The sequence below is a fragment of the Streptomyces kanamyceticus genome (assembly GCF_008704495.1).
In the GTDB taxonomy this organism is placed as follows: Bacteria; Actinomycetota; Actinomycetes; order Streptomycetales; family Streptomycetaceae; genus Streptomyces; species Streptomyces kanamyceticus.
The window spans coordinates 5264890-5288791 of sequence record NZ_CP023699.1 but is presented as its reverse complement, the minus strand read 5'-3'; the positions used below and the strand labels follow the sequence as shown (position 1 = coordinate 5288791).

Annotated in this window: 22 protein-coding genes and 1 tRNA gene; 7 read left to right on the top strand and 16 right to left on the bottom strand. The window is 69.8% G+C overall.

Features of this window, described 5'->3' with window-relative positions:
• Positions 1 to 6: 6 nt before the first annotated feature.
• The 4 genes from CP970_RS22530 to CP970_RS22515 are packed head-to-tail and all read right to left on the bottom strand — an operon-like array spanning position 7 to position 3205.
• Positions 7 to 1074, bottom strand: coding sequence for an ABC-2 transporter permease (locus tag CP970_RS22530; protein WP_055544078.1), 1068 nt, complete (start codon positions 1072 to 1074; stop codon positions 7 to 9).
• 29 nt (positions 1075 to 1103) lie between these two features.
• On the bottom strand, positions 1104 to 1961 hold the full coding sequence (locus tag CP970_RS22525; RefSeq protein ID WP_055544079.1) for a cytochrome c biogenesis CcdA family protein: 858 nt from the start codon (positions 1959 to 1961) through the stop codon (positions 1104 to 1106).
• A complete protein-coding gene (locus CP970_RS22520) occupies positions 1958 to 2743 on the bottom strand; it encodes a DsbA family protein (RefSeq protein ID WP_055544080.1) in 786 nt (261 codons plus the stop codon). Before CP970_RS22520 ends, CP970_RS22525 begins: the two co-directional genes overlap by 4 nt.
• 60 nt (positions 2744 to 2803) lie before the next feature.
• Positions 2804 to 3205 (bottom strand): hypothetical protein, encoded by a 402-nt coding sequence (locus CP970_RS22515; RefSeq protein ID WP_150493785.1) that lies wholly within the window; start codon positions 3203 to 3205, stop codon positions 2804 to 2806.
• 83 nt (positions 3206 to 3288) lie between these two features.
• Here CP970_RS22515 and hrpA point away from each other — a divergent pair, with 83 nt between their 5' ends.
• From hrpA to CP970_RS22500, 3 genes are all read left to right on the top strand, one after another.
• Entirely contained in the window at positions 3289 to 7269 is a 3981-nt protein-coding gene (gene hrpA, locus CP970_RS22510; protein ID WP_055544082.1) for an ATP-dependent RNA helicase HrpA, read from the top strand.
• Between the two features lie 95 nt (positions 7270 to 7364).
• Positions 7365 to 7439 (top strand) — tRNA-Asp (locus CP970_RS22505).
• Between the two features lie 328 nt (positions 7440 to 7767).
• Complete coding sequence (locus CP970_RS22500; protein ID WP_055544083.1) at positions 7768 to 8010, top strand: DUF6274 family protein; 243 nt, start codon at positions 7768 to 7770, stop codon at positions 8008 to 8010.
• 524 nt (positions 8011 to 8534) lie between these two features.
• Here CP970_RS22500 and bldC read toward each other — a convergent pair.
• Positions 8535 to 8741: a developmental transcriptional regulator BldC gene (bldC, locus tag CP970_RS22495; RefSeq protein WP_003949541.1), complete on the bottom strand. Its 207-nt coding sequence runs from the start codon at positions 8739 to 8741 to the stop codon at positions 8535 to 8537.
• A gap of 488 nt (positions 8742 to 9229) precedes the next feature.
• Complete coding sequence (locus tag CP970_RS22490; RefSeq protein ID WP_055544084.1) at positions 9230 to 10099, bottom strand: hypothetical protein; 870 nt, start codon at positions 10097 to 10099, stop codon at positions 9230 to 9232.
• A gap of 210 nt (positions 10100 to 10309) precedes the next feature.
• Between CP970_RS22490 and CP970_RS22485 the strand changes: the two genes are divergently transcribed.
• Both CP970_RS22485 and CP970_RS22480 read left to right on the top strand, forming a co-directional pair.
• The gene (locus CP970_RS22485) at positions 10310 to 11389 is read left to right on the top strand and encodes a Leu/Phe/Val dehydrogenase (protein ID WP_055544085.1); all 1080 of its coding nucleotides are present in this window, start codon (positions 10310 to 10312) and stop codon (positions 11387 to 11389) included.
• Positions 11390 to 11702: 313 nt separating this feature from the next.
• Entirely contained in the window at positions 11703 to 11957 is a 255-nt protein-coding gene (locus CP970_RS22480) for a DUF3073 domain-containing protein (protein WP_055544104.1), read from the top strand.
• A 173-nt stretch (positions 11958 to 12130) separates the two neighbouring features.
• Here the strand turns inward: CP970_RS22480 and purM are convergent, their stop codons facing one another.
• Together purM and purF are read right to left on the bottom strand one after the other, a co-directional pair.
• Positions 12131 to 13204 (bottom strand): phosphoribosylformylglycinamidine cyclo-ligase, encoded by a 1074-nt coding sequence (gene purM / locus CP970_RS22475; RefSeq protein WP_055544086.1) that lies wholly within the window; start codon positions 13202 to 13204, stop codon positions 12131 to 12133.
• Positions 13205 to 13241: 37 nt separating this feature from the next.
• Complete coding sequence (gene purF / locus CP970_RS22470; protein WP_055544087.1) at positions 13242 to 14768, bottom strand: amidophosphoribosyltransferase; 1527 nt, start codon at positions 14766 to 14768, stop codon at positions 13242 to 13244.
• Positions 14769 to 14931: 163 nt separating this feature from the next.
• Here purF and CP970_RS45995 point away from each other — a divergent pair, with 163 nt between their 5' ends.
• A complete protein-coding gene (locus tag CP970_RS45995) occupies positions 14932 to 15033 on the top strand; it encodes a putative leader peptide (protein WP_398655564.1) in 102 nt (33 codons plus the stop codon).
• A gap of 82 nt (positions 15034 to 15115) precedes the next feature.
• Positions 15116 to 16516, top strand: a complete 1401-nt coding sequence (locus tag CP970_RS22465; RefSeq protein WP_055544088.1) for a sulfatase family protein — start codon at positions 15116 to 15118, stop codon at positions 16514 to 16516.
• Positions 16517 to 16544: 28 nt separating this feature from the next.
• Here CP970_RS22465 and CP970_RS22460 read toward each other — a convergent pair whose 3' ends face one another.
• From CP970_RS22460 to purS, 8 genes are all read right to left on the bottom strand, one after another.
• On the bottom strand, positions 16545 to 17390 hold the full coding sequence (locus CP970_RS22460) for an META domain-containing protein (RefSeq protein ID WP_055544089.1): 846 nt from the start codon (positions 17388 to 17390) through the stop codon (positions 16545 to 16547).
• 105 nt (positions 17391 to 17495) lie between these two features.
• A complete protein-coding gene (locus tag CP970_RS22455) occupies positions 17496 to 18296 on the bottom strand; it encodes a maleylpyruvate isomerase family mycothiol-dependent enzyme (protein ID WP_055544090.1) in 801 nt (266 codons plus the stop codon).
• A 10-nt stretch (positions 18297 to 18306) separates the two neighbouring features.
• A complete protein-coding gene (locus CP970_RS22450) occupies positions 18307 to 18948 on the bottom strand; it encodes a TetR/AcrR family transcriptional regulator (RefSeq protein ID WP_055544091.1) in 642 nt (213 codons plus the stop codon).
• A 57-nt stretch (positions 18949 to 19005) separates the two neighbouring features.
• Positions 19006 to 19839 (bottom strand): M23 family metallopeptidase, encoded by an 834-nt coding sequence (locus tag CP970_RS22445; protein WP_055544092.1) that lies wholly within the window; start codon positions 19837 to 19839, stop codon positions 19006 to 19008.
• A gap of 24 nt (positions 19840 to 19863) precedes the next feature.
• Positions 19864 to 20379 carry an ArsR/SmtB family transcription factor gene (locus CP970_RS22440; protein ID WP_055544093.1) on the bottom strand — a complete coding sequence of 172 codons (516 nt, stop codon included), beginning with the start codon at positions 20377 to 20379 and terminating at the stop codon, positions 19864 to 19866.
• A 143-nt stretch (positions 20380 to 20522) separates the two neighbouring features.
• The gene (purL, locus tag CP970_RS22435; RefSeq protein WP_055544094.1) at positions 20523 to 22772 is read right to left on the bottom strand and encodes a phosphoribosylformylglycinamidine synthase subunit PurL; all 2250 of its coding nucleotides are present in this window, start codon (positions 22770 to 22772) and stop codon (positions 20523 to 20525) included.
• The gene (purQ, locus tag CP970_RS22430) at positions 22769 to 23449 is read right to left on the bottom strand and encodes a phosphoribosylformylglycinamidine synthase subunit PurQ (protein WP_055544095.1); all 681 of its coding nucleotides are present in this window, start codon (positions 23447 to 23449) and stop codon (positions 22769 to 22771) included. The genes purL and purQ overlap by 4 nt, the downstream gene beginning before the upstream one ends.
• The gene (gene purS / locus CP970_RS22425) at positions 23446 to 23727 is read right to left on the bottom strand and encodes a phosphoribosylformylglycinamidine synthase subunit PurS (RefSeq protein WP_055544096.1); all 282 of its coding nucleotides are present in this window, start codon (positions 23725 to 23727) and stop codon (positions 23446 to 23448) included. The genes purQ and purS overlap by 4 nt, the downstream gene beginning before the upstream one ends.
• Between the last annotated feature and the right edge of the window lie 175 nt (positions 23728 to 23902).

Sequence of the window (23902 nt, the reverse complement as noted above, 5' to 3'; positions counted from 1 at the left end):
GTCGTTTCACCCGCCGACAGCCACCGCGTGAGCGTGAGCGGGCGCGGACTCCCGGCCGCCCGGATGCCGGTGCCGCCACACCCAGAAGACCGCACTGGAGAGCACCGCCCAGCCCGCGAGCACCAGGAACGGGAACGCGTGCTGGTGCCCGCCGAAGTACACCGCGGTGTGCTGCGCGTTGACCGAGGCTCCCGGCGGCAGCCACCGCCCGATGTGCCCGAGCACCGACGGAAGCAGGGGCCACGACACCGCGCCGCCCGACGACGGATTGCCGAGCAGCACCATCAGCCCCCACGTCGGGATCATCGCCCAGCGCCCGAACAGCGTGTTGAACATCGTGAAGACCATGCCCGACGTGAACATCGTCAGCGCCAGGATCAGCCAGGACTCCACGAACGGCAGGTCCACGGCGCCCAGCCACCAGTCCACGACGGCCGCGATGACGAACGCGCCGAGCAGCGCGTAGAGCGCCGTGAACCCGATCCGCTCCGCCGGATTGAGCCCCCGCGCGTGCACGCTCAGCTGGATCGCGCCGACGAAGCCGATGATCACGGCGGCCAGCGAGATGTAGAAGATGGCGAGCCCGCGCGGATCGCCCTCCTGCAGCGGCTTGACGTCCTTCACCGTCACCGGCACGCCGACCTCCGCGCCCACCTTCGGCGCGGTCTCCGCGAGCACCTGGGCGACCGAGGCCCCGGACGCCCCCGACACGTCGAAGGTGACCCTGCCGTCAGGGCCCGCGTCGACGATCGCGAAGACCTCCTGCTCGTCCACGCCCTGCCGCGCCGCGGCCACGCTGTCGTACCCGCGCACCTCCAGGGAGGCGTTCAGGGCCTTCTCCATGCCGTCGAGGAACGTCTTGCCGCGCGCCGAGTCCTGCGCGCCGACGACCGCCGTGGGGATCCGGTGGGGCGTCGGGTTCGCCATGGAGTAGGTGTACGAACCCGCGAAGAGCCCCGCGGCGGCCGCCAGGATGAACACGAGCACGGTCGCGGGCAGGAAGGGCGACTCCTTGAAGGCGCCCCACCGCTCGCTCCTCGTCGGAACCCGCCCGTGCGCGCCGTGATCAGACATACGGCCACGCTAAAGCACCCAAAAGGGACTTACCCCTCCGGGGCCTCCGCGGCCTCCACGGAGCCGGTCCGCCGGCCCCGCCACCACCGGACCCCGAGCACCACGGCGACCAGGGCCACGACCCCGACCAGCAGCGCGGCGTCCGGCACCGCGCGGCCGACGCCGCTCGCCCACTGCTCCACCGCGAACGAGTCGTCCACGTCGAGCAGACCGGGCAGCGCGGTCGTCCCGTCGTACGCGAGGAACAGCGCGCCGAGCCCGATGAAGAAGAGTCCGGACAGCAGCGAGGTGGTGTGCAGTTCGAACCGCCCCACCGTGAACGTCCGGCCCCGCAGCCACCGGCGCCGCCCCAGGTCGAACCGCTCCCAGAGCAGCGCGAGCAGGAAGAGCGGCACGGCCATACCGAGGCCGTAGACGGCGAGCAGGAGCCCCCCGTACACCGGGCTCCCGCTCACCGCCGCCACCGTGAGGACGCTGCCGAGGATCGGTCCCGCGCAGAACCCGGCGAGCCCGTACACCGCACCGAGTGCATACACGGAGAACGCGGTGGTCGGCCTGATCCGCCCCGACAGCTCGGCCATCTTGCGCGAGGCGAACCCCATGCCGAGGATCTGCAGCGCCCCGAGCCCGATGATCAGCCAGCCCGCGACGAGCACCAGCTGGTCGCGGTGGCCGAAGAAGAACCGCCCCGCGTAGGACCCGGCGGCGCCCAGCGGCACCAGGGTCGTGGCGAGCCCGGCGTAGAAGATGCCGGTGCGGGCGACGAGACGGGACGTCGAGTCGATCGAGTAGGCGAAGAAGGCCGGGAGCAGCAGGGCGCTGCACGGGCTGACCAGGGCGAGGAGTCCGCCGAGGAAGGCGGCGAAGTATCCGACGTCGGCGGTCACTTGTCCGCCGCCTTCGGGCCCTTCGCGTCCTTCGAGTCCTTGGCGTCCTTCGCGCTCTTGGCCGCCGCCTCGATCGCCTGGTCGAAGACCTGGTCGGGCTGGGCACCCGAGACGGGCCGACCGTTGATCACGAAGGACGGCGTGGAGGTGGCTCCGAGGCCGTACGCCTCCTCCTGGTCCTTCTTCACCGCGGCCTTCGCCGCGTCGCTGTCCGCGTCGCTGACGAAGCGGCCGACGTCCTTGACCCCGGCCTCCTTCGCGAGCTCCTTGAGGCGGTCGTCGCCGAAGCCCTTCTCCTTGGACCCCTCGGCGTACGCGGCCTCGTGGAACTGCCAGAAGCGGCCCTGCTCACCGGCCGCCCAGGCGCCGCGCGCGGCCCGCTCGGAGTCCTCGCCGAAGATCGGGAAGTTGCGCCATTCGATGCGCAGGGTGCCCTCGTCGACGTACTTCTTCACCAGGCCAGGCTCGGTGTCGCGGGCGAACTTGCCGCAGAAGCCGCACTTGAAGTCGGCGTACTCGACCATCACGACGGGCGCGTCGGCGCGCCCCTGCGCGAGCGGGTCCTTGGCGTCGCGCCTGGCGAGCTTCTCCAGCTCGGGGTAGACACCGGCCTGCTGCTCGGCGGAGGGCGCCGCGCCCGCGGCCTCCTCCTTCACCGTGCTGGTGGAGTCGTCGGGCTTGGTGGCGGTGTACGAGGCGACGCCGAGCAGCACGGCGGCGACGGCGACACCCGCGCCGATGGCGATGTTCCTGCTCTTCTTGTTGTTGTCGTTCTTGGGCATCAGAGCGATCTCTCTTGTCCTGTTGTACGTCGATGAAGGGGCCCCTGAGACAGGGGCCTCCTACACGCGCAGGATCGAGAGGTCGACCGGGGAAGGCGGTTCGAGCTCGGGCGGCCCTCGCACCGGGTTCAGGCCGAGAACGGCCTGGTCCTCGCCCCACGAGCCGGACGTGCCGTGCGCCTGGACGAGCGCGGGCAGCAGTTCGTACGCGGAGCTGGGGCGCGGCGGCGACGCGGGGCGCTGCTCGGCGTCGTGCTGTCCGCCCTTGCCGCAGCCGGGCGCTTCCCGGCCCTCCAGGGCCTGCGCCTCCGCGGCAGCCGACCGCGTCGGCAGCGACTCCTTGGCCACCACCGCCGTCGGGCCCGCCGCCCGCGCCGCAGCGGCGGGCGCGCAGAACAGGCCGAGCACGACGAGCAGCACCCCCACCAGAGGGCACCACGTCGTACGGGCACGGGACAACATGCCCGGAATCGTACGTGCCACGGCGCTCCCACGGAGAAATCGGTTCGCCACCGCCGAGTCGCGGGTGAGATCCTGGGACCCGTATGTCTACGCAGCCTGCCCTCGCCCTGGACACCCTCGCCCCCCGCCTGACCGAGCTCTCGCTGCGCGACGAGCACCGGATCGGCCGGCGGCTGGAGGGTGCGCGCCGGATCCGTAAGCCCGAGGCCCGTGCCACGGTCCTCGCCGAGATCGCCGAGGACGTGGCGAAGGCCGAGGCGCGGATGGCCGAGCGCGGCTCCCGCGTGCCCGCGATCACGTACCCCGAGCAGCTGCCGGTCAGCCAGAAGAAGGACGACATCGCCGAGGCGATCCGCGACCACCAGGTCGTGATCGTCGCGGGCGAGACGGGCTCCGGCAAGACCACGCAGATCCCCAAGATCTGTCTGGAGCTCGGCCGGGGCGTGCGCGGCATGATCGGCCACACCCAGCCGCGCCGCATCGCCGCGCGTACGGTGGCCGAGCGCGTGGCCGAGGAGATGAACACGCCGCTGGGCGAGGCCGTCGGCTGGAAGGTCCGCTTCACCGACCAGGTCAACCAGGACGGCACGTTCATCAAGCTGATGACGGACGGCATCCTGCTCGCCGAGATCCAGACGGACCGCGAACTGCGCGCGTACGACACGATCATCATCGACGAGGCCCACGAGCGCTCGCTCAACATCGACTTCCTGCTCGGTTACCTGGCCCAGCTGCTGCCCAAGCGCCCGGACCTGAAGGTCGTCATCACCTCGGCGACCATCGACCCCGAGCGGTTCTCGCGGCACTTCGGCGAGGCCCCGATCGTCGAGGTCAGCGGCCGTACGTATCCGGTGGAGGTCCGCTACCGCCCGCTCCTCGAAGAGGACGGCGACGACAGCGACCGCGACCAGATCACCGCGATCACCGACGCCGTCGAGGAGCTCCAGAGCGAGGGCGAGGGCGACATCCTCGTCTTCCTCTCCGGCGAGCGCGAGATCCGGGACACGGCGGACGCGCTGAACAAGAAGAACTATCGGTTCACGGAAGTCCTCCCCCTGTACGCCCGGCTCTCGCACGCCGAGCAGCACCGCGTGTTCCAGCAGCACACGGGAAGACGGATCGTCCTCGCGACGAACGTCGCGGAGACCTCCCTGACCGTCCCCGGCATCAAGTACGTGATCGACCCGGGCACGGCCCGCATCTCCCGCTACAGCCACCGCACCAAGGTGCAGCGGCTGCCCATCGAGGCGATCAGCCAGGCCAGCGCCAACCAGCGCAAGGGCCGCTGCGGCCGTACGTCGGACGGCATCTGCATCCGGCTGTACAGCGAGGACGACTTCGTCTCCCGGCCCGAGTTCACGGACGCGGAGATCCTCCGTACGAACCTCGCCTCGGTCATCCTGCAGATGACGGCGGCCGGGCTCGGCGAGATCGAGAAGTTCCCCTTCATCGACCCGCCGGACCACCGCAACATCCGCGACGGCGTCCAGCTCCTCCAGGAACTGGGCGCGCTCGACCCCGCCCAGAAGGACCCGAAGAAGCGCCTCACCCAGCAGGGCCGCAAGCTCAGCCAGCTCCCCGTCGACCCGCGCCTGGCCCGCATGGTCCTGGAGGCCGACAAGAACGGCTGCGTACGCGAGGTCATGGTGATCGCCGCCGCGCTCTCCATCCAGGACCCGCGCGAGCGCCCCGCGGAGAAGCAGGCGCAGGCCGACCAGCAGCACGCCCGCTTCAAGGACGAGACGAGCGACTTCCTCGCCTTCCTGAACCTGTGGCGGTACGTCCGGGAGCAGCAGAAGGAGCGCGGCTCGTCCTCGTTCCGCCGGATGTGCAAGGCGGAGTACCTGAACTTCCTGCGCATCCGCGAGTGGCAGGACATCTACACGCAGCTGCGCACGGTCGCCCGGCAGATGGGCATCCACCTCAACGAGGACGACGCCCCCGAGCAGCACGTCCACATCTCCCTCCTCGCCGGTCTCCTCTCCCACATCGGGATGAAGGACGTGAAGGAGTCGAAGGAGAGCAAGGAGAAGGACCCCAAGCAGCGCGGCGGGCGGAACGAGTACATCGGCGCGCGCAACGCCAAGTTCGCGGTCTTCCCCGGCTCGGCGCTCTTCAAGAAGCCCCCGCGCTTCATCATGTCGGCGGAGCTGGTGGAGACCTCCCGCCTGTGGGCCCGCGTGAACGCCCGCATCGAGCCCGAGTGGGTCGAGCCGCTCGCGCAGCACCTGCTGAAGCGGACGTACAGCGAACCGCACTGGGAGAAGGACCAGGCCGCCGTGATGGCGGTCGAGAAGGTCACGCTCTACGGCGTCCCGATCGTCACCGACCGCAAGGTGAACTACGGCCGCATCGACCCCGAGGTCTCCCGCGACCTCTTCATCCGCAACGCACTGGTCGAGGGCGACTGGCGCACGCACCACAAGTTCTTCGCCGCCAACCGCAAGCTCCTCACCGAGGTGGAGGAGCTGGAGCACCGCGCGCGCCGCCGCGACATCCTCGTGGACGACGAGACGCTCTTCGACTTCTACGACCAGCGGGTGCCCGAAGACGTCGTCTCCGGTGCGCACTTCGACTCCTGGTGGAAGAAGAAGCAGCGGGAGGAGCCCGAGCTGCTCGACTTCGAGCGCTCCATGCTCATCAACGAGAAGGCGGGGGACGTCTCCAAGGACGACTACCCGGACTCGTGGCGGCAGGGGCAGCTCAAGTTCAAGGTGACGTACCAGTTCGAGCCGGGCGCGGACGCGGACGGCGTCACCGTCCACATCCCGCTCCAGGTCCTGAACCAGGTCACGGACGACGGCTTCGACTGGCAGATCCCCGGCCTTCGCGAGCAGGTCGTGATCGAGCTGATCCGCTCCCTGCCCAAACCGATCCGCCGCCATTACGTCCCCGCGCCGAACTACGCGACGGCGTTCCTCGACCGGGCCGTGCCCCTCCAGGAGCCGCTGCACGTCACCCTCGCGCGCGAGCTCCAGCGGATGGTCGGCGTGCCGGTCGCGCCGGACGACTTCGATCTGACGCGCGTGCCCGACCACTTGAAGATCACCTTCAGGATCACCGACGAGCGCCGCAAGAAGCTCGCCGAGGACAAGGACCTGGAGGCCCTCAAGCTCCGCCTCAAGCCCAAGGCCCGCAAGGCGATCTCGCAGGCGGCCGCGGCGACGGCGGAGCGCACGGGCGGCTCGTCGGTCGAGCGCGCGGGCCTCACGGACTGGACGATCGGCACGCTCTCGCGCGTCTTCGAGACCCGGCGCGCGGGCCAGCCGGTGAAGGCCTACCCGGCGCTCGTGGACGACGGCGACACGGTCTCCGTGCGCCTCTTCGACAGCGAGGCGGAGCAGCTGGAAGCCATGTGGCGCGGCACCCGGCGGCTCATCCTGCGCAACATCCCGGTGAATCCGGCCAAGTTCGCCTCGGACAAACTGACCAATCAGCAGAAGATCGCCCTGTCCGCGAACCCGCACGGCTCCACGCAGGCGCTCTTCGACGACTGCGCGATGGCCGCCGCGGACAAGCTGATCGCGGACTTCGGCGGGCCCGTCTGGGACGAGGAGTCCTACCGCAAGCTCTTCGACAAGGTGCGCGCCGAGATCGTCGACACGACCGTGCGCGCGGTCGGCCAGGTCCAGCAGGTCCTCGCCGCCTGGCAGGCCTGTGAGCGCCGCCTGAAGTCGACGAAGAGCCCGACGCTGCTCGCGAACCTGTCGGACGTGCGGGAGCAGCTGAACTCCCTCATCAAGCCCGGTTTCGTGACGGAGACGGGCATCAGGCGCCTCGCGGACCTGATGCGGTACATGGTGGCGGCGGACCGACGCCTTCAGCAGATGCCGACCAACGTCCAGCGGGACACCAGCCGCATGGACAAGGTCCACGAGATGCGCGACGAATACCTGTGGCTGCTCGAACAGATGCCGCAGGGCAGGCCCGTTCCGCGGGAGGTCCTGGACATCCGCTGGATGATCGAGGAGCTCCGCGTCAGCTACTTCGCGCACGCGCTGGGCACGGCGTACCCGGTCTCGGACAAGCGGATCGTGAAGGCGATCGACGCGGCGGCGCCGTGACCGAGCGGGCACACAGGGTGAGTTCGACCGCCGGGCCTGCGCTGCTGTAGAGTCTCGTCTCGCAGCGCAACGCACGAACCAGCGCCGCGAAGCGAGGTCCTGTGGAGCAGTTTGGAGTGCTCGCCACCCTGTCAAGGTGGAGGCCGCGGGTTCAAATCCCGTCAGGACCGCATCTGGAAAGCGGGCCGCACCAAAAGGTGCGGCCCGCTTTCGCGTTCGCGGCATCGCCCACCGAGCGCCCTTCCCGGCCGGCGGCCGCGCCTGCGGCGGAGCCGCGATCCAACACAGCAAATCCCGCCAGGGCCGCGGTAGCTGGGCAGCCGGGCAGCCAACAGGGCCGCACCCTCCAGGGTGCGGCCCTTCTCGTGTTCACCCGTACGAGACCCGTCCCCGCCCCCGCGGACGCGGCCCGTTGCCGATCCCGCATCTTGACTGCGTCACATTCCCCCGGTACCCCAGACAGCAGGGAGCCGCGGGAGGCCCCCCAGGAGGTGACGCATGACCGCTCTTCCGGCGTCTCCGCGGCACGAGACACGCGCCCTGCTGCGCGCCCACCTCGCCGCGGCCCACAGCTACCGCCACCTGACCCGGCACTGCCCGATCTGTCACCAGCTGCTGAGACTCGCTCTGGAGCCCTCACAGCGCTGCCCCGGCGAGCAAGAGACGTCCGAGACCGGCTTCGTGCGGGAGAGCGCCGCACAGGACCAGCCGAGCGAGGACGAAAGTCCCCCCAACGCATGACCAAAGGCGACGCGCACCCTGCCCTCCCGGTGGGAGGCTGAGAGTCGCGGGCCCGCACGACACGGTCGAATCCCCTTTAGCGCAGGGGCATCACGGCCAACAAGGTTCACGTCATGTGACGGGTGTCACCGAACAAGTTTTGGGAACCCCCGAACTTACGCCCTTCCTACAACGGGCCAATTTAATATGTGCAATTGCACCACCCCATGAGCACGCCCCTCCAGCTCCCTCAGAGACCAACAAGGGCGCTCACGGACCCCCTCACCAGGAGGTCCGTGGCACACAAAAGCGAGCGCCCGAACGGGCATCCGGCGGTGGCCGGGGCACAAAAAAAGATCGCGCTGGACCCGGCGGAGTCCAGCGCGATCGAAACGACGCACCCATGAGGCTCAGGCGTGGGCCCCGTTGGGGCGGGACCCTCGTCGTGTGTAGCTATATGTCGGGCGTACGGCCAGGTTGGGGGACCCGGCAGCAGTGGTGCTCTTCGCCCGAGTTGTGCGGGTTACTGCTGGTTAAGCGGTAGTTCAGGCCTCGCTGCGCTGCTGCGGGATACCCGCGAGCAGTGCGCGGACCTCAGCCTCGCGGTAACGGCGGTGTCCGCCGAGCGTGCGGATCGACGTGAGCTTGCCAGCCTTCGCCCAGCGCGTGACCGTCTTGGGGTCGACGCGGAACATCGTGGCGACCTCAGCCGGGGTCAGCAGCGGCTCGGCATCAGGGGTGCGAGCGGTCATGAGCGGCCTCCTCGGGAGAACCGAACCTTCTCGGTTCATTCCTCTAAATTCTGCACCTTGACCCGCGTTGCCCGAAATGGCGGACGCGAGTCGAGTCGGTTATAGGACGAACGGCTTGTCCTCGGCACTACAACTACACCATCCGTCCAGCCGCGTCGGCCAAACCGATGGAATTGCCCTCCCAGGTGTTCATCACCGACGGAAGCCGATGGACCATGCCATAGCGGACAGTCACGTCACAGTGACGATCAGTCACAGAGCGATCAGGAGTCAACAGACCCCCCATAGCGTGCAATGTCGAGCATTCCGCCCGTACTTGGGCGGAAGGAGCCCTCCCCGGACTCCTTGTCCTATTTTGGCACGAGGAGGGGTGATGGACGCAAGGGCCCAGTAAGTGCGGTCCGTCACGCTTGAGGCAAAGGCCCGGATCGGGACCTACGTCCCGGCAGGGGGTGACCACGGACCCACGAAGCGGGCGACCATCGACCTCAGTTCGCGAACTGAAGGTCCCGGACCGCCCGCCATCGCTCCACGAGCCTTGCATACGCCTCGCCGGCCGCCTCCCCGTCACCGTCGCGCAGCGCCTCGATTCCCTCGGCCACGTCCGCCGCCGAGTGGTCCCCGTCGAGATCCTCGGCGGGGAGCGCGTGCACGAGCCCGCCGTAGTCGATCTCGACCAGGGAGCGGGGGTGGAACTCCTCCAGCCACCGGCCGACGTCCACCAGGCCGTCGATGAGCGGTCCCTCGTCCATCGTGTCCCGCAGCGTCCGCAGGCCGCGCGCGACCCTGCGCCGGGCCTGCACCATCGGCGTCCGGTACCGAAGGACGGGCGGCGAGCCCGGCCTGCCCTCCACCGCCCCGCCCTCGCCCGCGCTCCGCTCGTAACTGCGCTCCTCGTCGGAGACGAGGACGAACCAGTGCAGCGGGACCTGCCAGGTGGACGTGCGGATCCAGGGGCGCGCGTCGGGGTTGCGGGCCAGCCACTGCTCGTAGTCCGCGGCCGTCTGGCGGCGGAGCACCGGCGGGAGCACCGCGTCCAGGACCGGCGCGGGCAGCTGTTCGGCCAGCTCCCCCATCGCCTGCCAGCCGCGCAGCCGGGTCCGCCACGGGCAGACGCACAGCACGCCGTCCACCTCCACGACGAAGGCGTCGCCGCTCTCGTGCACCGGCACGGGCACGGGCGGCGTGGAGACCAGATCGGCCAGGGAGCGACGGAGTTCGTCCTGGTAGGAGGGGCGGTCGGCGCGGCGGGCATAGCGCGACCAGTGGCCGCGCTCCGGCTCGGGGAAGGCGGCCAATGGTTCGTAGACACGCAAGTAGGACGCGTACGGGACCGTCACCGCTGACACCTTGGGCACTGCTGCTCCCTCCCCCTCCTACCGGCCGGAAAACACGGTCGAACACGCCATGGCCGAACTCCGCCCCACTCCGGTGTACCCCGGGAGAGGGTGATCCTCGGCACTGCGCGGTCATGGGCGGTGGGCAGGCTCTAGTCTCATGCCCATCGAGCCCCCGCCACCCGCACGGGAGCCCGCCCAACCGCCGCTATTCGACCGGGAGTCACCACAGTGACCGAAGCAGACAACGGCGTCCTGCACACCCTGTTCCACTCGGATCAGGGAGGCCACGAGCAAGTAGTGCTCTGCCAGGACCGCGCCAGTGGCCTCAAGGCCGTCATCGCCCTCCACTCCACCGCTCTGGGCCCCGCCCTCGGCGGCACCCGCTTCTATCCGTACGCGAACGAGGCGGAGGCCGTCGCCGACGCGCTCAACCTCGCGCGCGGGATGTCGTACAAGAACGCCATGGCCGGTCTCGACCACGGCGGCGGCAAGGCCGTGATCATCGGTGACCCGGAGCGGATCAAGAGCGAGGAGCTGCTCCTCGCCTACGGCCGCTGCGTCGCCTCGCTCGGCGGCCGGTACGTGACGGCCTGCGACGTCGGCACCTATGTCGCGGACATGGACGTCGTGGCCCGCGAGTGCCGCTGGACCACCGGGCGCTCCCCCGAGAACGGCGGCGCGGGCGACTCCTCCGTACTCACCGCCTTCGGTGTCTTCCAGGGCATGCGGGCCTCGGCCCAGCACCTGTGGGGCGACCCGACGCTGCGCGGCCGCAAGGTCGGCATCGCGGGCGTCGGCAAGGTCGGCAGGCACCTCGTCGAGCACCTCCTGGAGGACGGCGCCGACGTCGTGATCACGGACGTGCGCGAGGAGTCGGTGCGCGGGATCGTCGACAAGCACCCCTCGGTGACGGCGGTCGCGGACACCGAGGCGCTGATCCGGTACGAGGGCCTCGACATCTACGCCCCGTGCGCGCTCGGCGGCGCCCTGAACGACGACTCCGTGCCGGTGCTCACCGCGAAGGTGGTGTGCGGCGCCGCGAACAACCAGCTCGCGCACCCGGGCGTGGAGAAGGACCTGGCCGACCGGGCGATCCTCTACGCGCCCGACTACGTGGTGAACGCGGGCGGCGTGATCCAGGTCGCCGACGAGCTGCGCGGCTTCGACTTCGACCGGTGCAAGGCGAAGGCGGCGAAGATCTTCGACACCACGCTCGCCATATTCGCTCGCGCAAAGGAAGACGGTATTCCGCCGGCTGCGGCGGCCGACAGGATCGCCGAGCAGCGGATGGCCGACGCGCGCCGGTGACCTACGGAATGTGATCTTCCGGTCACGCTCGACACCGCGAGAGGGGCCCGCCGACGCCCTCGGGAGACAAGACTCACCCCCGTCGGCGGGTCGCCCGCCAAGAAGAGGTTAAAATCGCAGTTGACCAGCGAGGAAGGGGCTCCTCGCGGGTTGTGCGCCGAGGCGCGTCCTGCGGGCGACGTACCGTATGGCCGCAGGAGCAGGTACCGTGGAAGCCCTACGGACCGGTCTCTCCGAGGAGAGTCCGTTCCCGATCATGAACGCGTGTCAAGACTCTGGGGCCACCGAGCCCCATATCCGAGGGGGTCGAGCCATGGGGCGCGGCCGGGCAAAGGCCAAGCAGACGAAGGTCGCCCGCCAGCTGAAGTACAGCAGCGGCGGGACTGACCTGTCGCGTCTGGCCAATGAGCTGGGCGCTTCGACTTCGCAACAGCCGCCGAATGGCGAGCCGTTCGAGGACGACGACGACGAGGAAGACGACCCGTACGCCCAGTACGCGGATCTGTATAACGACGACGCGGACGAGGACGACGAGTCCGGTCCGACGTCGCAGCGCCGCGGCGCTTGACCTCGTTGCATAAGCAGCATTTGTTGATTCTGTTGCCTACGCAGTATTCGCAGTTCTCATCACGACTGCACTTCACCCGGTCCGGGGTGGTCACCACACCGGACCGGGTTTTGTGCTGCCCTGCTCACTTGGCCTGATCGCTCGCCTGCTTACTCGCCTGCCTACTCGCCTGCTTACTTGGCGTAGTCGCCGATCAGGGCGGCGCCCGTCGCGTGCTCGCCGCGGTCGGTGATCTCGCCCGCGACCCAGGCCTCCACGCCGCGGTCCGCGAGGGTCGCGAGCGCCGCGTCCGCCGACTCCTCGGGGACGATCGCGATCATGCCGACGCCCATGTTCAGCGTCTTCTCCAGCTCCAGGCGCTCGACCTTGCCCGCCTTGCCGACCACGCCGAAGACCGCGCCCGGGGTCCACGTCTCGCGGTCGACGATCGCGTGCAGTCCGTCCGGGATCACCCGGGCGAGGTTCGCCGCGAGGCCGCCGCCGGTGATGTGGCTGAAGGCGTGGACGTCCGTGGTGCGGGTGAGCGCCAGGCAGTCCAGGGAGTAGATCTTGGTGGGCTCCAGGAGCTCCTCGCCGAGCGTGCGGCCGAACTCCTCGACCCGGCGGTCAAGGGCCCAGCCCGCGCGGTCGAAGACCACGTGCCGGACCAGCGAGTACCCGTTCGAGTGAAGACCGGACGCCGCCATGGCGATGACCGCGTCCCCCTTACGGATGCGATCCGGACCGAGCAGGCGGTCGGCCTCGACCGCGCCGGTGCCGGCGCCCGCGACGTCGAAGTCGTCCGGGCCGAGCAGCCCGGGGTGCTCGGCCGTCTCGCCGCCGACCAGGGAGCAGCCCGCGAGGACACAGCCCTCGGCGATGCCCTTCACGATGGCGGCGACCCGCTCGGGGTGGACCTTGCCGACGCAGATGTAGTCGGTCATGAAGAGCGGCTCGGCGCCGCACACGACGATGTCGTCCATGACCATCGCGACGAGGTCGTGGCCGATGGTGTCGTAGACGCCCAGCTGGCGGGCGATGTCGACCTTCGTGCCGACGCCGTCGGTCGCGGAGGCGAGCAGCGGACGCTCGAAGCGCTTGAGCGCGGAGGCGTCGAAGAGCCCGGCGAAGCCGCCGAGGCCGCCGAGGCCCGCGACCTCGGGACGCTGGGTCTTCTTGACCCACTCCTTCATGAGCTCTACGGCGCGGTCGCCCGCTTCGATGTCGACGCCTGCGGAGGCATAGCTGGCACCAGTGGTCTCAGACATGGGTGTTGAGAACTTTCGTGTCGTTTGTTGCGGATGCCTACGGGCGACGGATCGCGTCGGCCGCGGCCGTGGACGCCGGGCCTGCGGCCAGCTCCGTCTCCAGGAGCTGCTTGCCGAGCAGCTCGGGGTCGGGCAGATCCATCGGGTACTCGCCGTCGAAGCAGGCGCGGCAGAGGTTCGGCTTGTCGATGGTCGTGGCCTCGATCATGCCGTCGATGGAGATGTAGGAGAGGGAGTCGGCGCCCATGGAGGTGGCGATCTCGTCGATCGTCATGCCGTTGGCGATGAGCTCCGCGCGGGTCGCGAAGTCGATGCCGAAGAAGCAGGGCCACTTCACGGGCGGCGAGGAGATCCGGATGTGGATCTCGGCGGCGCCGGCCTCGCGGAGCATCTTGACCAGGGCGCGCTGGGTGTTGCCGCGCACGATCGAGTCGTCGACGACGACCAGACGCTTGCCCTTGATGACTTCCTTGAGGGGGTTCAGCTTGAGGCGGATGCCGAGCTGGCGGATCGTCTGCGAGGGCTGGATGAAGGTCCGGCCCACGTAGGCGTTCTTGACCAGGCCCGCGCCGAAGGGGATGCCGGAGGCCTCCGCGTAGCCGATCGCGGCGGGGGTGCCGGATTCGGGAGTCGCTATGACGAGGTCGGCGTCGACCGGAGCTTCCTTGGCCAGTTTTCGGCCCATCTCGACGCGCGAGAGGTAGACGTTCCGGCCCGCGATGTCCGTGTCGGGGCGCGCCAGATAGACGTACTCGAAGACACAGCCCTTGGGCTTCGCTTCCGCGAATCGGGACGTTCGCAGTCCGTTCTCGTCGATCGCCACGAACTCGCCGGGCTCGATCTCGCGGACGAAGCTCGCGCCGCAGATGTCGAGCGCGGCGGACTCCGAGGCGACGACCCAGCCGCGCTCCAGGCGGCCGAGGACCAGCGGGCGGATGCCCTGCGGGTCGCGGGCCGCGTACAGCGTGTGCTCGTCCATGAAGACGAGGGAGAAGGCGCCCCGCACGTCCGGGAGGACCTTGGCGGCGGCTTCTTCCAGGGTCAGCGGCTTGCCGTCGTCGTCGGTCTGGCCCGCGAGGAGAGCCGTCACCAGGTCGGTGTCGTTGGTCGCGGCGACCTGCGTCGCGCGGCCGTTCTCCTTCGGCAGGTCGGCGACGAGCTCGGCGAGCTGGGCCGTATTGACGAGGTTTCCGTTGTGCCCGAGCGCGATGGAGCCGTGCGCGGTGGCACGGAACGTCGGCTGGGCGTTCTCCCATACGGAGGCCCCGGTGGTCGAGTAGCGGGCGTGACCGACCGCGATGTGACCCTGGAGCGAGCTGAGAGAGGTTTCGTCGAAGACCTGGGACACGAGGCCCATGTCCTTGAAGACGAGGATCTGGGAGCCGTTGCTGACCGCGATTCCCGCGGATTCCTGGCCCCGATGCTGGAGGGCGTAGAGCCCGAAGTACGTGAGCTTTGCGACCTCTTCGCCCGGAGCCCAGACACCGAAGACGCCACAAGCGTCCTGGGGGCCTTTCTCGCCGGGGAGCAGATCGTGATTGAGTCGACCGTCACCACGTGGCACGGCACCGAGTGTAGGCGAGATCGACCACTGGTCCGAATTGGGGATACGGGTCCCGCACGGAGCGTGAGCACGGTGGTGGGGCGCTTCTGGAGTACGAAGCCCTTGTGAACAGGTGCGCGGACGCGTTGACAGGGCCCGGTGCGCCCCGTGAAGCTCCTGGTCCATGCCCCCGCAGCCCTTCCGTGGCCTGAAGGTCACGCTTGTGGAGCGCCGCCACGTCGACCTGGTCCGTGTCGCGAGCGCGATCTGTCGCAGCGCTGCCTGAACCTCCCCCTCCACCCCTCCTCTTCTCGTCCCTTCCCTTCGGGTACGTGGTGTCCCGCCGTACCCGGTTCAGGAGCGCAGCCATGCCCTCGTACGACCGTTCCGCCCTGTCCCGACGCGCCTTCGGCGGCGCGGTGGGTGCAGGTGCCGCCGCCGCGGTGGGTCTGCCCGCCGCCGCCGAGGCCCGTGAGCGGCCCTTCCGCGCCGCCCCGAACCGGCGCGCCAAGCGGCCCAACATCCTCTTCATCCTCGGCGACGACCTCGGCTGGGCCGACCTCTCCTCCTACGGATCGCCGCACATCAAGACCCCCCACCTGGACCGCCTCGCCCGCCAGGGCGTGCGCTTCACCGACGCCTACTCCGGGTCAGCGACCTGCTCGCCCACCCGGTTCAGCCTCTACACGGGGCGCTTCCCCGGGCGTACGGAGGGCGGGCTCGCGGAGCCGATCGCCGACAAGTCCGTGGGCCTGGAGCCGACCCATCCCACGCTCGCCTCGCTCCTTCGCGACGCCGGGTACGCGACCGCGCTGATCGGCAAGTGGCACTGCGGCTACCTGCCCGACTACTCGCCCACCCGGTCGGGCTGGGACGAGTTCTTCGGGAACTTCGGCGGGGCCCTGGAGTACTACTCGAAGCTGGGCCTCGGCGGTGAGTACGACCTCTACGAGGGGGACGCCGAGTACAAGGACCTGCGGTACTACACGCGCATCCTGACCGAGCGGGCCAGTGAATACGTCCAGCGCGACCACGGGCACAAGCCGTGGCTGCTCAACCTCAACTTCACCACCCCGCACTGGCCCTGGATAGCCGACGGGGACGAGGAACAGAGCGCCGAGATCGTACGGCGGATCAAGGCGGGTCAGAAGGGTGCGCTCTGGCACAAGGACGGCGGGTCCGTCGAGAAGTACACGCAGCTGGTGCAGGACCTGGACCGGTCCGTCGGCGAAGTACTCGGCGCCCTGCGGAAGTCCGGGCAGGAGCGGGACACCCTGGTGTTCTTCGCGTCCGACAACGGCGGCGAGCGCTTCTCGTACAACTGGCCGCTGTCCGGCAACAAGGGCTCGCTCAAGGAGGGCGGCATCCGGGTGCCGACCATCGTGCGGTGGCCCGCGCGGCTCGACGGCGGGCAGGTCAGCCACGAGCCCGTGTTCACCCCGGACTGGACGGCGACCCTCCTGGAGATCGGCGGGGCCCGGCCGGGCCCCGCGCATCCGCTGGACGGCACCAGCCTCGCGCCGTACCTCCTCAAGGGCGAGGAGATCGCGGAGCGGGAGCTGTTCTGGCGGGTACGGGGAGAGCGGGCGCTGCGGCGCGGCGACTGGAAGTACTACCGGGGCAAGGACGGCGCCGACCAGCTCTTCCACCTGACGGACGACCTGCGGGAGCAGGCCGACCGGGCGGTCGCCGAGCCCGCACTGCTCGCCGGTCTCAAGGCGGCGTGGGAGCGGACGGACAAGGGGCTGCTGCCGTACCCCGCCGCCTGAACAGCGGCGGCGTCCCGCCGTCGTACGGCTACTTCTTCTCGTCCTGTCGGTCGGCACTCGCGCTGACCACCGTGCCGTCGGCGGCGGTGAGCGTCAGCGCGTCCTGCTTCACCTCGTAGCGCGCCTTGCCGTCGAAGAGCTTGAGCAGCGCGCGCTCCGTCTTCATCGCGTCGCCCTGGCAGAGCTTGCGGGTGGTCGCGGGGGCGCCGAAGGTGATGCCGCCGTCCTTGGCATCGGCCTTGGCCGTGACGTCGTTGCAGCCGAGGTTGCCGCGCACCTTGCCGTCGGCGAAGGTGAGATGGACCTTGCCGGACAGCGCCTTCGGCAGGGTCGCGGCCGTCCTGCCCTCGCCGACCGCGCGGACGGTCCACTTGGTGCCGGTGAGCGGGGTGTCGGGCTCGGCGGGTCCCGAGGTGAAGTCCACGTGGTCTCCCTTGGCGGTGGTGAGGGTCATCCGGTCGCCCTCGACCTTCGCGGTGAACTTCTCCTCTCCGAGGGCGCGCGTGAGGTTCTTCTCGAACGCCATGCGATCGTCGCCCGTGCAGGCCCGCTTCGTCATCAGGGGCGTTCCGAAGTCCACTGTGTCGCCCTTGACCGACACGTCGGCACCGGCGTGGTTGCAGCCGTAGCTGCCGCCGGCCCGTCCGTCCTTGCCGATCTTGAGATAGACGCCGTCCGGGGCCGCGTGCTTCTTGCCGCCCAGGGTCAGGCTCTCGACGTTCCACCGGACGCCGGTGATGGACTGCCCGGCGTCCACGGCACGGCCGCCGGAGCCGTCTTCTGAGCCGGTCCCGGACTCGGTGCCGCATGCGGAGAGCAGCAGCCCGGCGGAGGCCAGCGCGGTCAGGGTGAGGGTCAGACGCTGCGTGTGCATGGCCCTGTGACGGGACAAGTGGGGGTACCGGTTCCATCGGTTCCGCGCGCCCGGTCCCGCGCACCCGGTCCCGCGCACCCGGTCCCGCCCGGCGTGACGCGCGGCTCAGCTCATGATCGGCAACAGCCCCGCCAGATCGGCCCGTTCCCCGCTCGCGCTGACCTTCGCCGCGTCGAGCGCCGTCTTCCAGTCCGTGCGGCCCGTCGCGAGGCGGATCCAGGTGAGCGGGTCGGTCTCGACGACGTTGGGCGGGGTGCCGCGCGTATGCCGCGGGCCCTCCACGCACTGCACGACCGCGTACGGCGGTACGCGCACCTCGGTCGAGGCTCCGGGAGCCTTCACCGCGAGCGCGTCGGCGAGCAGCCGGGTGCAGGCGGCCACGCACTGGCGGTCGTACGGGACGTCGAGGCCCGGCACCGCGTCGTTCAAGTCGTCGGTGTGGACGGTGAGTTCGACGGTCCGGGTGACCAGGAAGTCGCCGAGGGTCATGGCGCCGAAGCGCGAGGGGACCAGGCGGGTGTCCGGGGCGGCGGCCAGGGACTCCTCGACGCCGGTGAGCGTGCGCGTGAACAGCTCGTCGAGCTCCGTGCCCGCGTTCTCGGCGATCGCCCTGGTGTCCTCGTCGACCTGCGCGGCGGCGGTGACGGTGGCGAACGGCCAGTCCATGAGCGGGACTTCGTGCTTCGCCGGTTCCGGCATGCCGAGGTAGCGGTGGACGGTGCCGAGCACCATCGCCAGGTGGGCGGAGAGCTCGTGGACGCTCCAGTCGCCGAGCCGCGTCGGCCGGGCGAGCTGCTCGGGCGTGAGCGTGGCGACCGCTTCCCGCACGGCGCCGAACTGCGCGAGCACGGCGGTGCGGATCTTGGCGGAGTCGTACGAACGCGTGCGCTTCTTGGCCGGTGGCATGGGGCCGAGCCTAAGCGTTCGCCGGATAGCCCTGTAGTCCCTTTTCCACCAGGTCGAAGGCGCGTGCGGCGAGGGCCGCGCAGTCGTCCGCCATGTCCTCGGCCGTGTCGCCCGCGACCAGGCGGCGGTGGTTCTCCAGGATCACCGCGTCCCGTGCCGCGACGAGCTGATGGGCGGCGATGCCCGCCATCAGCCGGTCGCCGGTCTCCTCGGCGAGCACTTCGGTGAGCAGCTCGATGCTGCGCAGCTGGAAGAACATCGCGCGGCGCGCCAACGCGGGTGTGTCACCGATGAGTTGGCGCAGCTGGAGCAGGCGCGGGTCGTCGGAGAGGCCGATCGAGGGGTCGCGCTCGGCGATCTTGGCCAGGAACTGGCGGCGGATCGCGTCGACCGCGGACTCGCCGGGCTCCCGGTGACGGACGGCCTCCGCGGCGTCCCCTACGTGGTCCTCCATGGGGCGCAGGAGCACGTCCTCCTTGGTGCCGAAGTAGTTGAAGACCGTCATCTTCGAGACTTCGGCGGCGGCGGCGATCTCCGCGACGGAGACCTTGTCGAAGCCGCGTTCCAGGAAGAGGTCGAGCGCGGCCCGCCAGATCCGCGTCGCGGTCTGCCGCTTCTTGCGCTCGCGCAGCCCCATGGGTTCCTCAGCCATGGCCGCACTGTACCAGGATGAATTATTGACTTGGTTTAATTATTGACTCACTGAGGTTCAGACTCGCTGGGGTTCGACGGTGAACACCTCACCGTTCGCGGGCACGCCGACCCCGCGCCAGGTGAAGGGCACGCCCCGCGCCGTGTCCAGGTCGGGCCCGTCCATCAGCTGGAAGTGCACGTGCGGCTCGGTGGAGTTGCCGGAGTTCCCACAGCTACCGAGCTCCTGCCCGGCCAGGACCTTGTCACCGGCGCGGACCGTGAGGGAGCCGCGCCTGACGTGCGCGTAGACGGCGTACGTCCCCTCACCGAGGTCAAGAATGACGTGGTTGCCGACGATGCGGCGGGCGCCGCCGAGCGACCTGCCGAAGCCCTCGACGACCATCAAGTAGAGGAGCGCGGCCAGGGAGTTGCGGCTGAGGTGGTCCCGCTGGCGGTCCTCCGCGTGGACGACGGTCGCGTCCGCGACGGCGAGCAGCGGGGCCCCGAACGCGGGGAAGGCACGGTTCCGCCGGGCGATCGGCCACAGCCAGGCGAAGGCGGGCCGGGCGGGGCCCTCGGCGGGTTCGGCCGTGATGTCGATGGCGTACGACTGCCCGTAGCCGTGCGTGCCGTGGCTCGGCACCTTGTCGGCGGGGCTGTTCAGCGCGGACCAGCGGCCGGTGACCGGGGGGTCGATCTCGACGGGAGCCGGGGGCTCGGAGAGCTTGGCCTCGCGGCGCGCGGACGAGGCGAGCGCGAAGCTGAGGCCGAACACCCCGACGACGGCGATCAGCCCCAGCCAGGAGGGATAGGGCAGGCCGACGGTGAAGTCGACGATCAGATGGACGGCGACGAACAGCAGCAGCAGGCGCTGCAGCGTCACGGCGAACTTGCGCCGGCGTACGGACATGACTTCCCCCTCGTACGAAAACGGTCAGGCCACGGGACGCGCGGCCGTGAGCACCACGAGCAGCGGCACGACCCGCCCGGCGGGCACCTCGTAGCGGCCGCGCTCCGCGCTGTGCAGCCAGCCCGCGCCGGTCAGTTGGCGCAGGTGGTGGTAGATCTGGCCGGTCGTGCCGATGTCCTCAAGCGCGGCAAGATCGGCGGCGGTGCGCAGCCCGCCGAGGATCTCCCGCAGCAGCCGAAGGCGTACGGGATTGCCGAGCGCGGCGAACGACTCGGCCGCGTCGGACCAGTCGCCCTCGAAGACCGACTCCGTGAGCAGGCCGTACTGCCACTCGTACCGATGTCCCGTCGGCACACGCACCGCGCCGGTGAACAGGACGGCGCCGTCCGCGTCGTCGGACACCGGGTGCCGGGCCTTCAGCGCGTCGAGGGCCCAGAAGTCCCCCTCTCCGGCAGCGGGCGCGGGCGCGGGCGCGGCGGGCGCGCTCTCCAGCTCCGCCATGCGCCGTTCCAGCTCGGCGACGCGCTCTTCCAGATCCATGACGCCAAGATTACGTAGTTACGTAATTACGTGCAAGCCCGAACTCCCGCGAACCGGCGGGCCCCCGGAAACGCCGAAGCCCCCGTTCGGACCAGGTCCGAACGGGGGCTTCAGGAAGGGACGGGGACGGGGACGGGGACGGCTCAGGCGAAGAGGCCCGGAATCGTCTCCTCGTGCGCCGTGCGCAGCTCGCTCAGCGGCAGCGCGAACTCGCCCTGTACGTCGATGGCGTCGCCGTCGACCACACCGATGCGCGTGACGGGCAGACCCCGCGCCCCGCACATGTCGGTGAAGCGCAGCTCCTCGCTGCGCGGCACGGAGACGACCGCGCGCCCCGCCGACTCGGAGAAGAGGAAGGTGAACGCGTCGAGCCCGTCCGGCACGACGAGCCGGGCGCCCTTCCCGCCGCGCAGGCAGGACTCGGTGACGGCCTGCACGAGACCGCCGTCCGACAGGTCGTGCGCGGCGTCGATCATGCCGTCGCGCGAGGCCGAGATGAGGATCTCGGCGAGCAACTTCTCGCGCGCCAGGTCGACCTTGGGCGGCAGGCCGCCCAGGTGACCGTGGACCACCTGCGACCAGGCCGAACCGCCGAACTCCTCGTGCGTCTCGCCGAGCAGGTAGAGGAGCTGGCCCTCTTCCTGGAAGGCGATCGGCGTGCGGCGCGCGACGTCGTCGATCACACCGAGGACGGCGACGACCGGCGTCGGGTGGATCGCCGCCTCGCCCGTCTGGTTGTAGAGCGAGACGTTGCCGCCGGTGACCGGGGTGCCCAGCTCCAGGCAGCCGTCCGCGAGGCCGCGGATGGCCTCGGCGAACTGCCACATGACGTCCGGGTCCTCGGGCGAACCGAAGTTCAGGCAGTCCGAGATGGCGAGGGGCTTGGCGCCGGACGCGGCGACGTTGCGGTACGACTCGGCGAGCGCGAGCTGCGCGCCCGTGTACGGGTCGAGCTTCGCGAACCGGCCGTTGCCGTCGGTGGCGATGGCGACGCCGAGGCCCGTCTCCTCGTTGACCCGGATCATCCCGGAGTCCTCGGGCTGGGCGAGCACGGTGTTGCCCTGCACGAAGCGGTCGTACTGGTCGGTGACCCAGGACTTCGCGGCCTGGTTCGGCGCGGCGACCAGCTTGAGGACCTGCTCGCGCAGCTCGGCCGAGTTCGCCGGGCGGGCGAGCTTGCCCGCGTCGTCGGCCTGCAGCGCGTCCTGCCAGGACGGGCGGGCGTACGGACGCTCGTAGACCGGGCCGTCGTGCGCGACCGTGCGCGGGTCGACGTCGACGATCTGCTCGCCGTGCCAGAAGATCTCCAGGCGGTCGCCGTCGGTGACCTCGCCGACGACGGTGGCGATGACGTCCCACTTCTCGCAGATCGCGAGGAAGCGCTCGACCTTCTCGGGCTCGACCACCGCGCACATGCGTTCCTGCGACTCACTCATGAGGATCTCCTCGGGAGTGAGCGTGGAGTCGCGCAGCGGCACGTCGTCCAGCTCGACGCGCATGCCGCCCGAGCCGTTCGACGCCAACTCGCTGGTCGCGCAGGAGAGTCCGGCGGCGCCCAGGTCCTGGATGCCGACGACGAGCTTCTCGGCGAAGGCCTCCAGGGTGCACTCGATGAGGAGCTTCTCCTGGAAGGGGTCACCGACCTGGACGGCGGGACGCTTCGACGGCTTCGTGTCGTCGAAGGTCTCGGAGGCGAGGATCGAGGCGCCGCCGATGCCGTCGCCGCCCGTGCGGGCGCCGTACAGGATGACCTTGTTGCCGGGGCCGGACGCCTTGGCGAGGTGGATGTCCTCGTGCCGCATCACACCGATGGCACCGGCGTTGACCAGCGGGTTGCCCTGGTAGCAGGCGTCGAAGACGAGCTCGCCGCCGATGTTGGGCAGGCCCAGGCAGTTGCCGTAGCCGCCGATGCCCGCGACGACTCCGGGGAGCACGCGCTTGGTGTCGGGGTGCTGGGCGTCGCCCATCCGCAGCGGGTCCACGACCGCGACCGGGCGCGCGCCCATCGCGATGATGTCGCGGACGATGCCGCCGACTCCGGTGGCCGCGCCCTGGTAGGGCTCGACGTAGGAGGGGTGGTTGTGCGACTCGACCTTGAAGGTGACCGCGTAGCCCTGGCCGACGTCGACCACACCGGCGTTCTCGCCGATGCCGACGAGCATCGCATCGTTCTCGGGGACCTTCTCGCCGAACTGCTTCAGGTGGATCTTGCTGCTCTTGTACGAGCAGTGCTCGGACCACATGACGGAGTACATGGCGAGCTCGGCGCCGGTCGGGCGGCGGCCGAGGATCTCGCGGACGCGCTCGTACTCGTCTTCCTTCAGGCCCAGTTCGGCCCAGGGGAGCTTGACGTCGGGCGTCTCTGCCGCGTGCTTGACGGTGTCCAGAGTCATGCGTTGACCAGCTTCTTCAGGATCGAGGTGAAGAATCCGAGGCCGTCGGTGCGGCCGGTGCCGACCAGCGGCTCCACGGCGTGCTCGGGGTGCGGCATGAGGCCGACGACGTTGCCAGCCTCGTTGGTGACGCCCGCGATGTCACGGAGCGAGCCGTTGGGGTTCATGTCCAGGTAGCGGAAGGCGACGCGGCCCTCGGCCTCCAGCATGTCCAGGGTCCGCTCGTCGGCGACGTACCGTCCGTCGATGTTCTTCAGCGGGACGGAGATCTCCTGGCCGACGGTGTAGTCGGCGGTCCAGGCGGTCCTGTCCGACTCGACCCGCAGCTTCTGGTCGCGGCAGATGAAGTGCAGGTGGTTGTTGCGCAGCATCGCGCCGGGCAGCAGGTGCGTCTCGGTGAGCACCTGGAAGCCGTTGCAGATGCCGAGGACCGGCATTCCGGCCTTCGCCTGCTCGATGACGGACTCCATCACCGGGGAGAAACGCGAGATGGCACCGGCCCGCAGATAGTCGCCGTAGGAGAAACCGCCGGGCAGCACCACGGCGTCGACCTGCTTGAGGTCCTTGTCCTTGTGCCAGAGCGGCACGGCTTCGGCGCCCGCGACCCGGACGGCGCGCTGGGTGTCGCGGTCGTCGAGTGTTCCCGGGAAAGTGACGACTCCAATTCGGGCAGTCACTTCGCGTACCCCGCCACCTTCTCGGCGCCTTCGGCGTCTTCGACCTTTACGACGAAGTCCTCGATCACCGTGTTGGCGAGGAAGGTTTCCGCCAACTCGTGGATACGGGCGAGGGCGGCGTCATCGACGGGCCCGTCCACCTCGAGCTCGAAGCGCTTTCCCTGACGTACGTCGGAGATGCCCTGGAAACCGAGGCGCGGCAGTGCACGCTGCACCGCCTGGCCCTGGGGGTCGAGGATCTCCGGCTTGAGCATGACGTCGACTACGACGCGTGCCACTGGCACTCCCGGTGTGTGGTGCTGGCGTGTGCTGCTTGCATGGTGCTGAGCAGGTTCCTTCAGACTACCGGCACAAAATTTCTACTCGCGTAGATTCGTAGCAACCTACGTGATGGCGGTCACGTTCAGGCATCCGGACAGGTTTCGAACAGGACACCTTCACCAAGAATCCAGG

Coding starts and splice junctions, on each gene's coding strand:
- CP970_RS22530 (WP_055544078.1), bottom strand. CDS start 1,074: ATGTCTGATCACGGCGCGCACGGGCGGGTTCCGACGAGGAGCGAGCGG.
- CP970_RS22520 (WP_055544080.1), bottom strand. CDS start 2,743: ATGCCCAAGAACGACAACAACAAGAAGAGCAGGAACATCGCCATCGGC.
- CP970_RS22515 (WP_150493785.1), bottom strand. CDS start 3,205: ATGTTGTCCCGTGCCCGTACGACGTGGTGCCCTCTGGTGGGGGTGCTG.
- hrpA (WP_055544082.1), top strand. CDS start 3,289: ATGTCTACGCAGCCTGCCCTCGCCCTGGACACCCTCGCCCCCCGCCTG.
- CP970_RS22500 (WP_055544083.1), top strand. CDS start 7,768: ATGACCGCTCTTCCGGCGTCTCCGCGGCACGAGACACGCGCCCTGCTG.
- bldC (WP_003949541.1), bottom strand. CDS start 8,741: ATGACCGCTCGCACCCCTGATGCCGAGCCGCTGCTGACCCCGGCTGAG.
- CP970_RS22480 (WP_055544104.1), top strand. CDS start 11,703: ATGGGGCGCGGCCGGGCAAAGGCCAAGCAGACGAAGGTCGCCCGCCAG.
- purM (WP_055544086.1), bottom strand. CDS start 13,204: ATGTCTGAGACCACTGGTGCCAGCTATGCCTCCGCAGGCGTCGACATC.
- CP970_RS45995 (WP_398655564.1), top strand. CDS start 14,932: ATGCCCCCGCAGCCCTTCCGTGGCCTGAAGGTCACGCTTGTGGAGCGC.
- CP970_RS22465 (WP_055544088.1), top strand. CDS start 15,116: ATGCCCTCGTACGACCGTTCCGCCCTGTCCCGACGCGCCTTCGGCGGC.
- CP970_RS22460 (WP_055544089.1), bottom strand. CDS start 17,390: ATGCACACGCAGCGTCTGACCCTCACCCTGACCGCGCTGGCCTCCGCC.
- CP970_RS22455 (WP_055544090.1), bottom strand. CDS start 18,296: ATGCCACCGGCCAAGAAGCGCACGCGTTCGTACGACTCCGCCAAGATC.
- CP970_RS22450 (WP_055544091.1), bottom strand. CDS start 18,948: ATGGCTGAGGAACCCATGGGGCTGCGCGAGCGCAAGAAGCGGCAGACC.
- CP970_RS22445 (WP_055544092.1), bottom strand. CDS start 19,839: ATGTCCGTACGCCGGCGCAAGTTCGCCGTGACGCTGCAGCGCCTGCTG.
- CP970_RS22440 (WP_055544093.1), bottom strand. CDS start 20,379: ATGGATCTGGAAGAGCGCGTCGCCGAGCTGGAACGGCGCATGGCGGAG.
- purL (WP_055544094.1), bottom strand. CDS start 22,772: ATGACTCTGGACACCGTCAAGCACGCGGCAGAGACGCCCGACGTCAAG.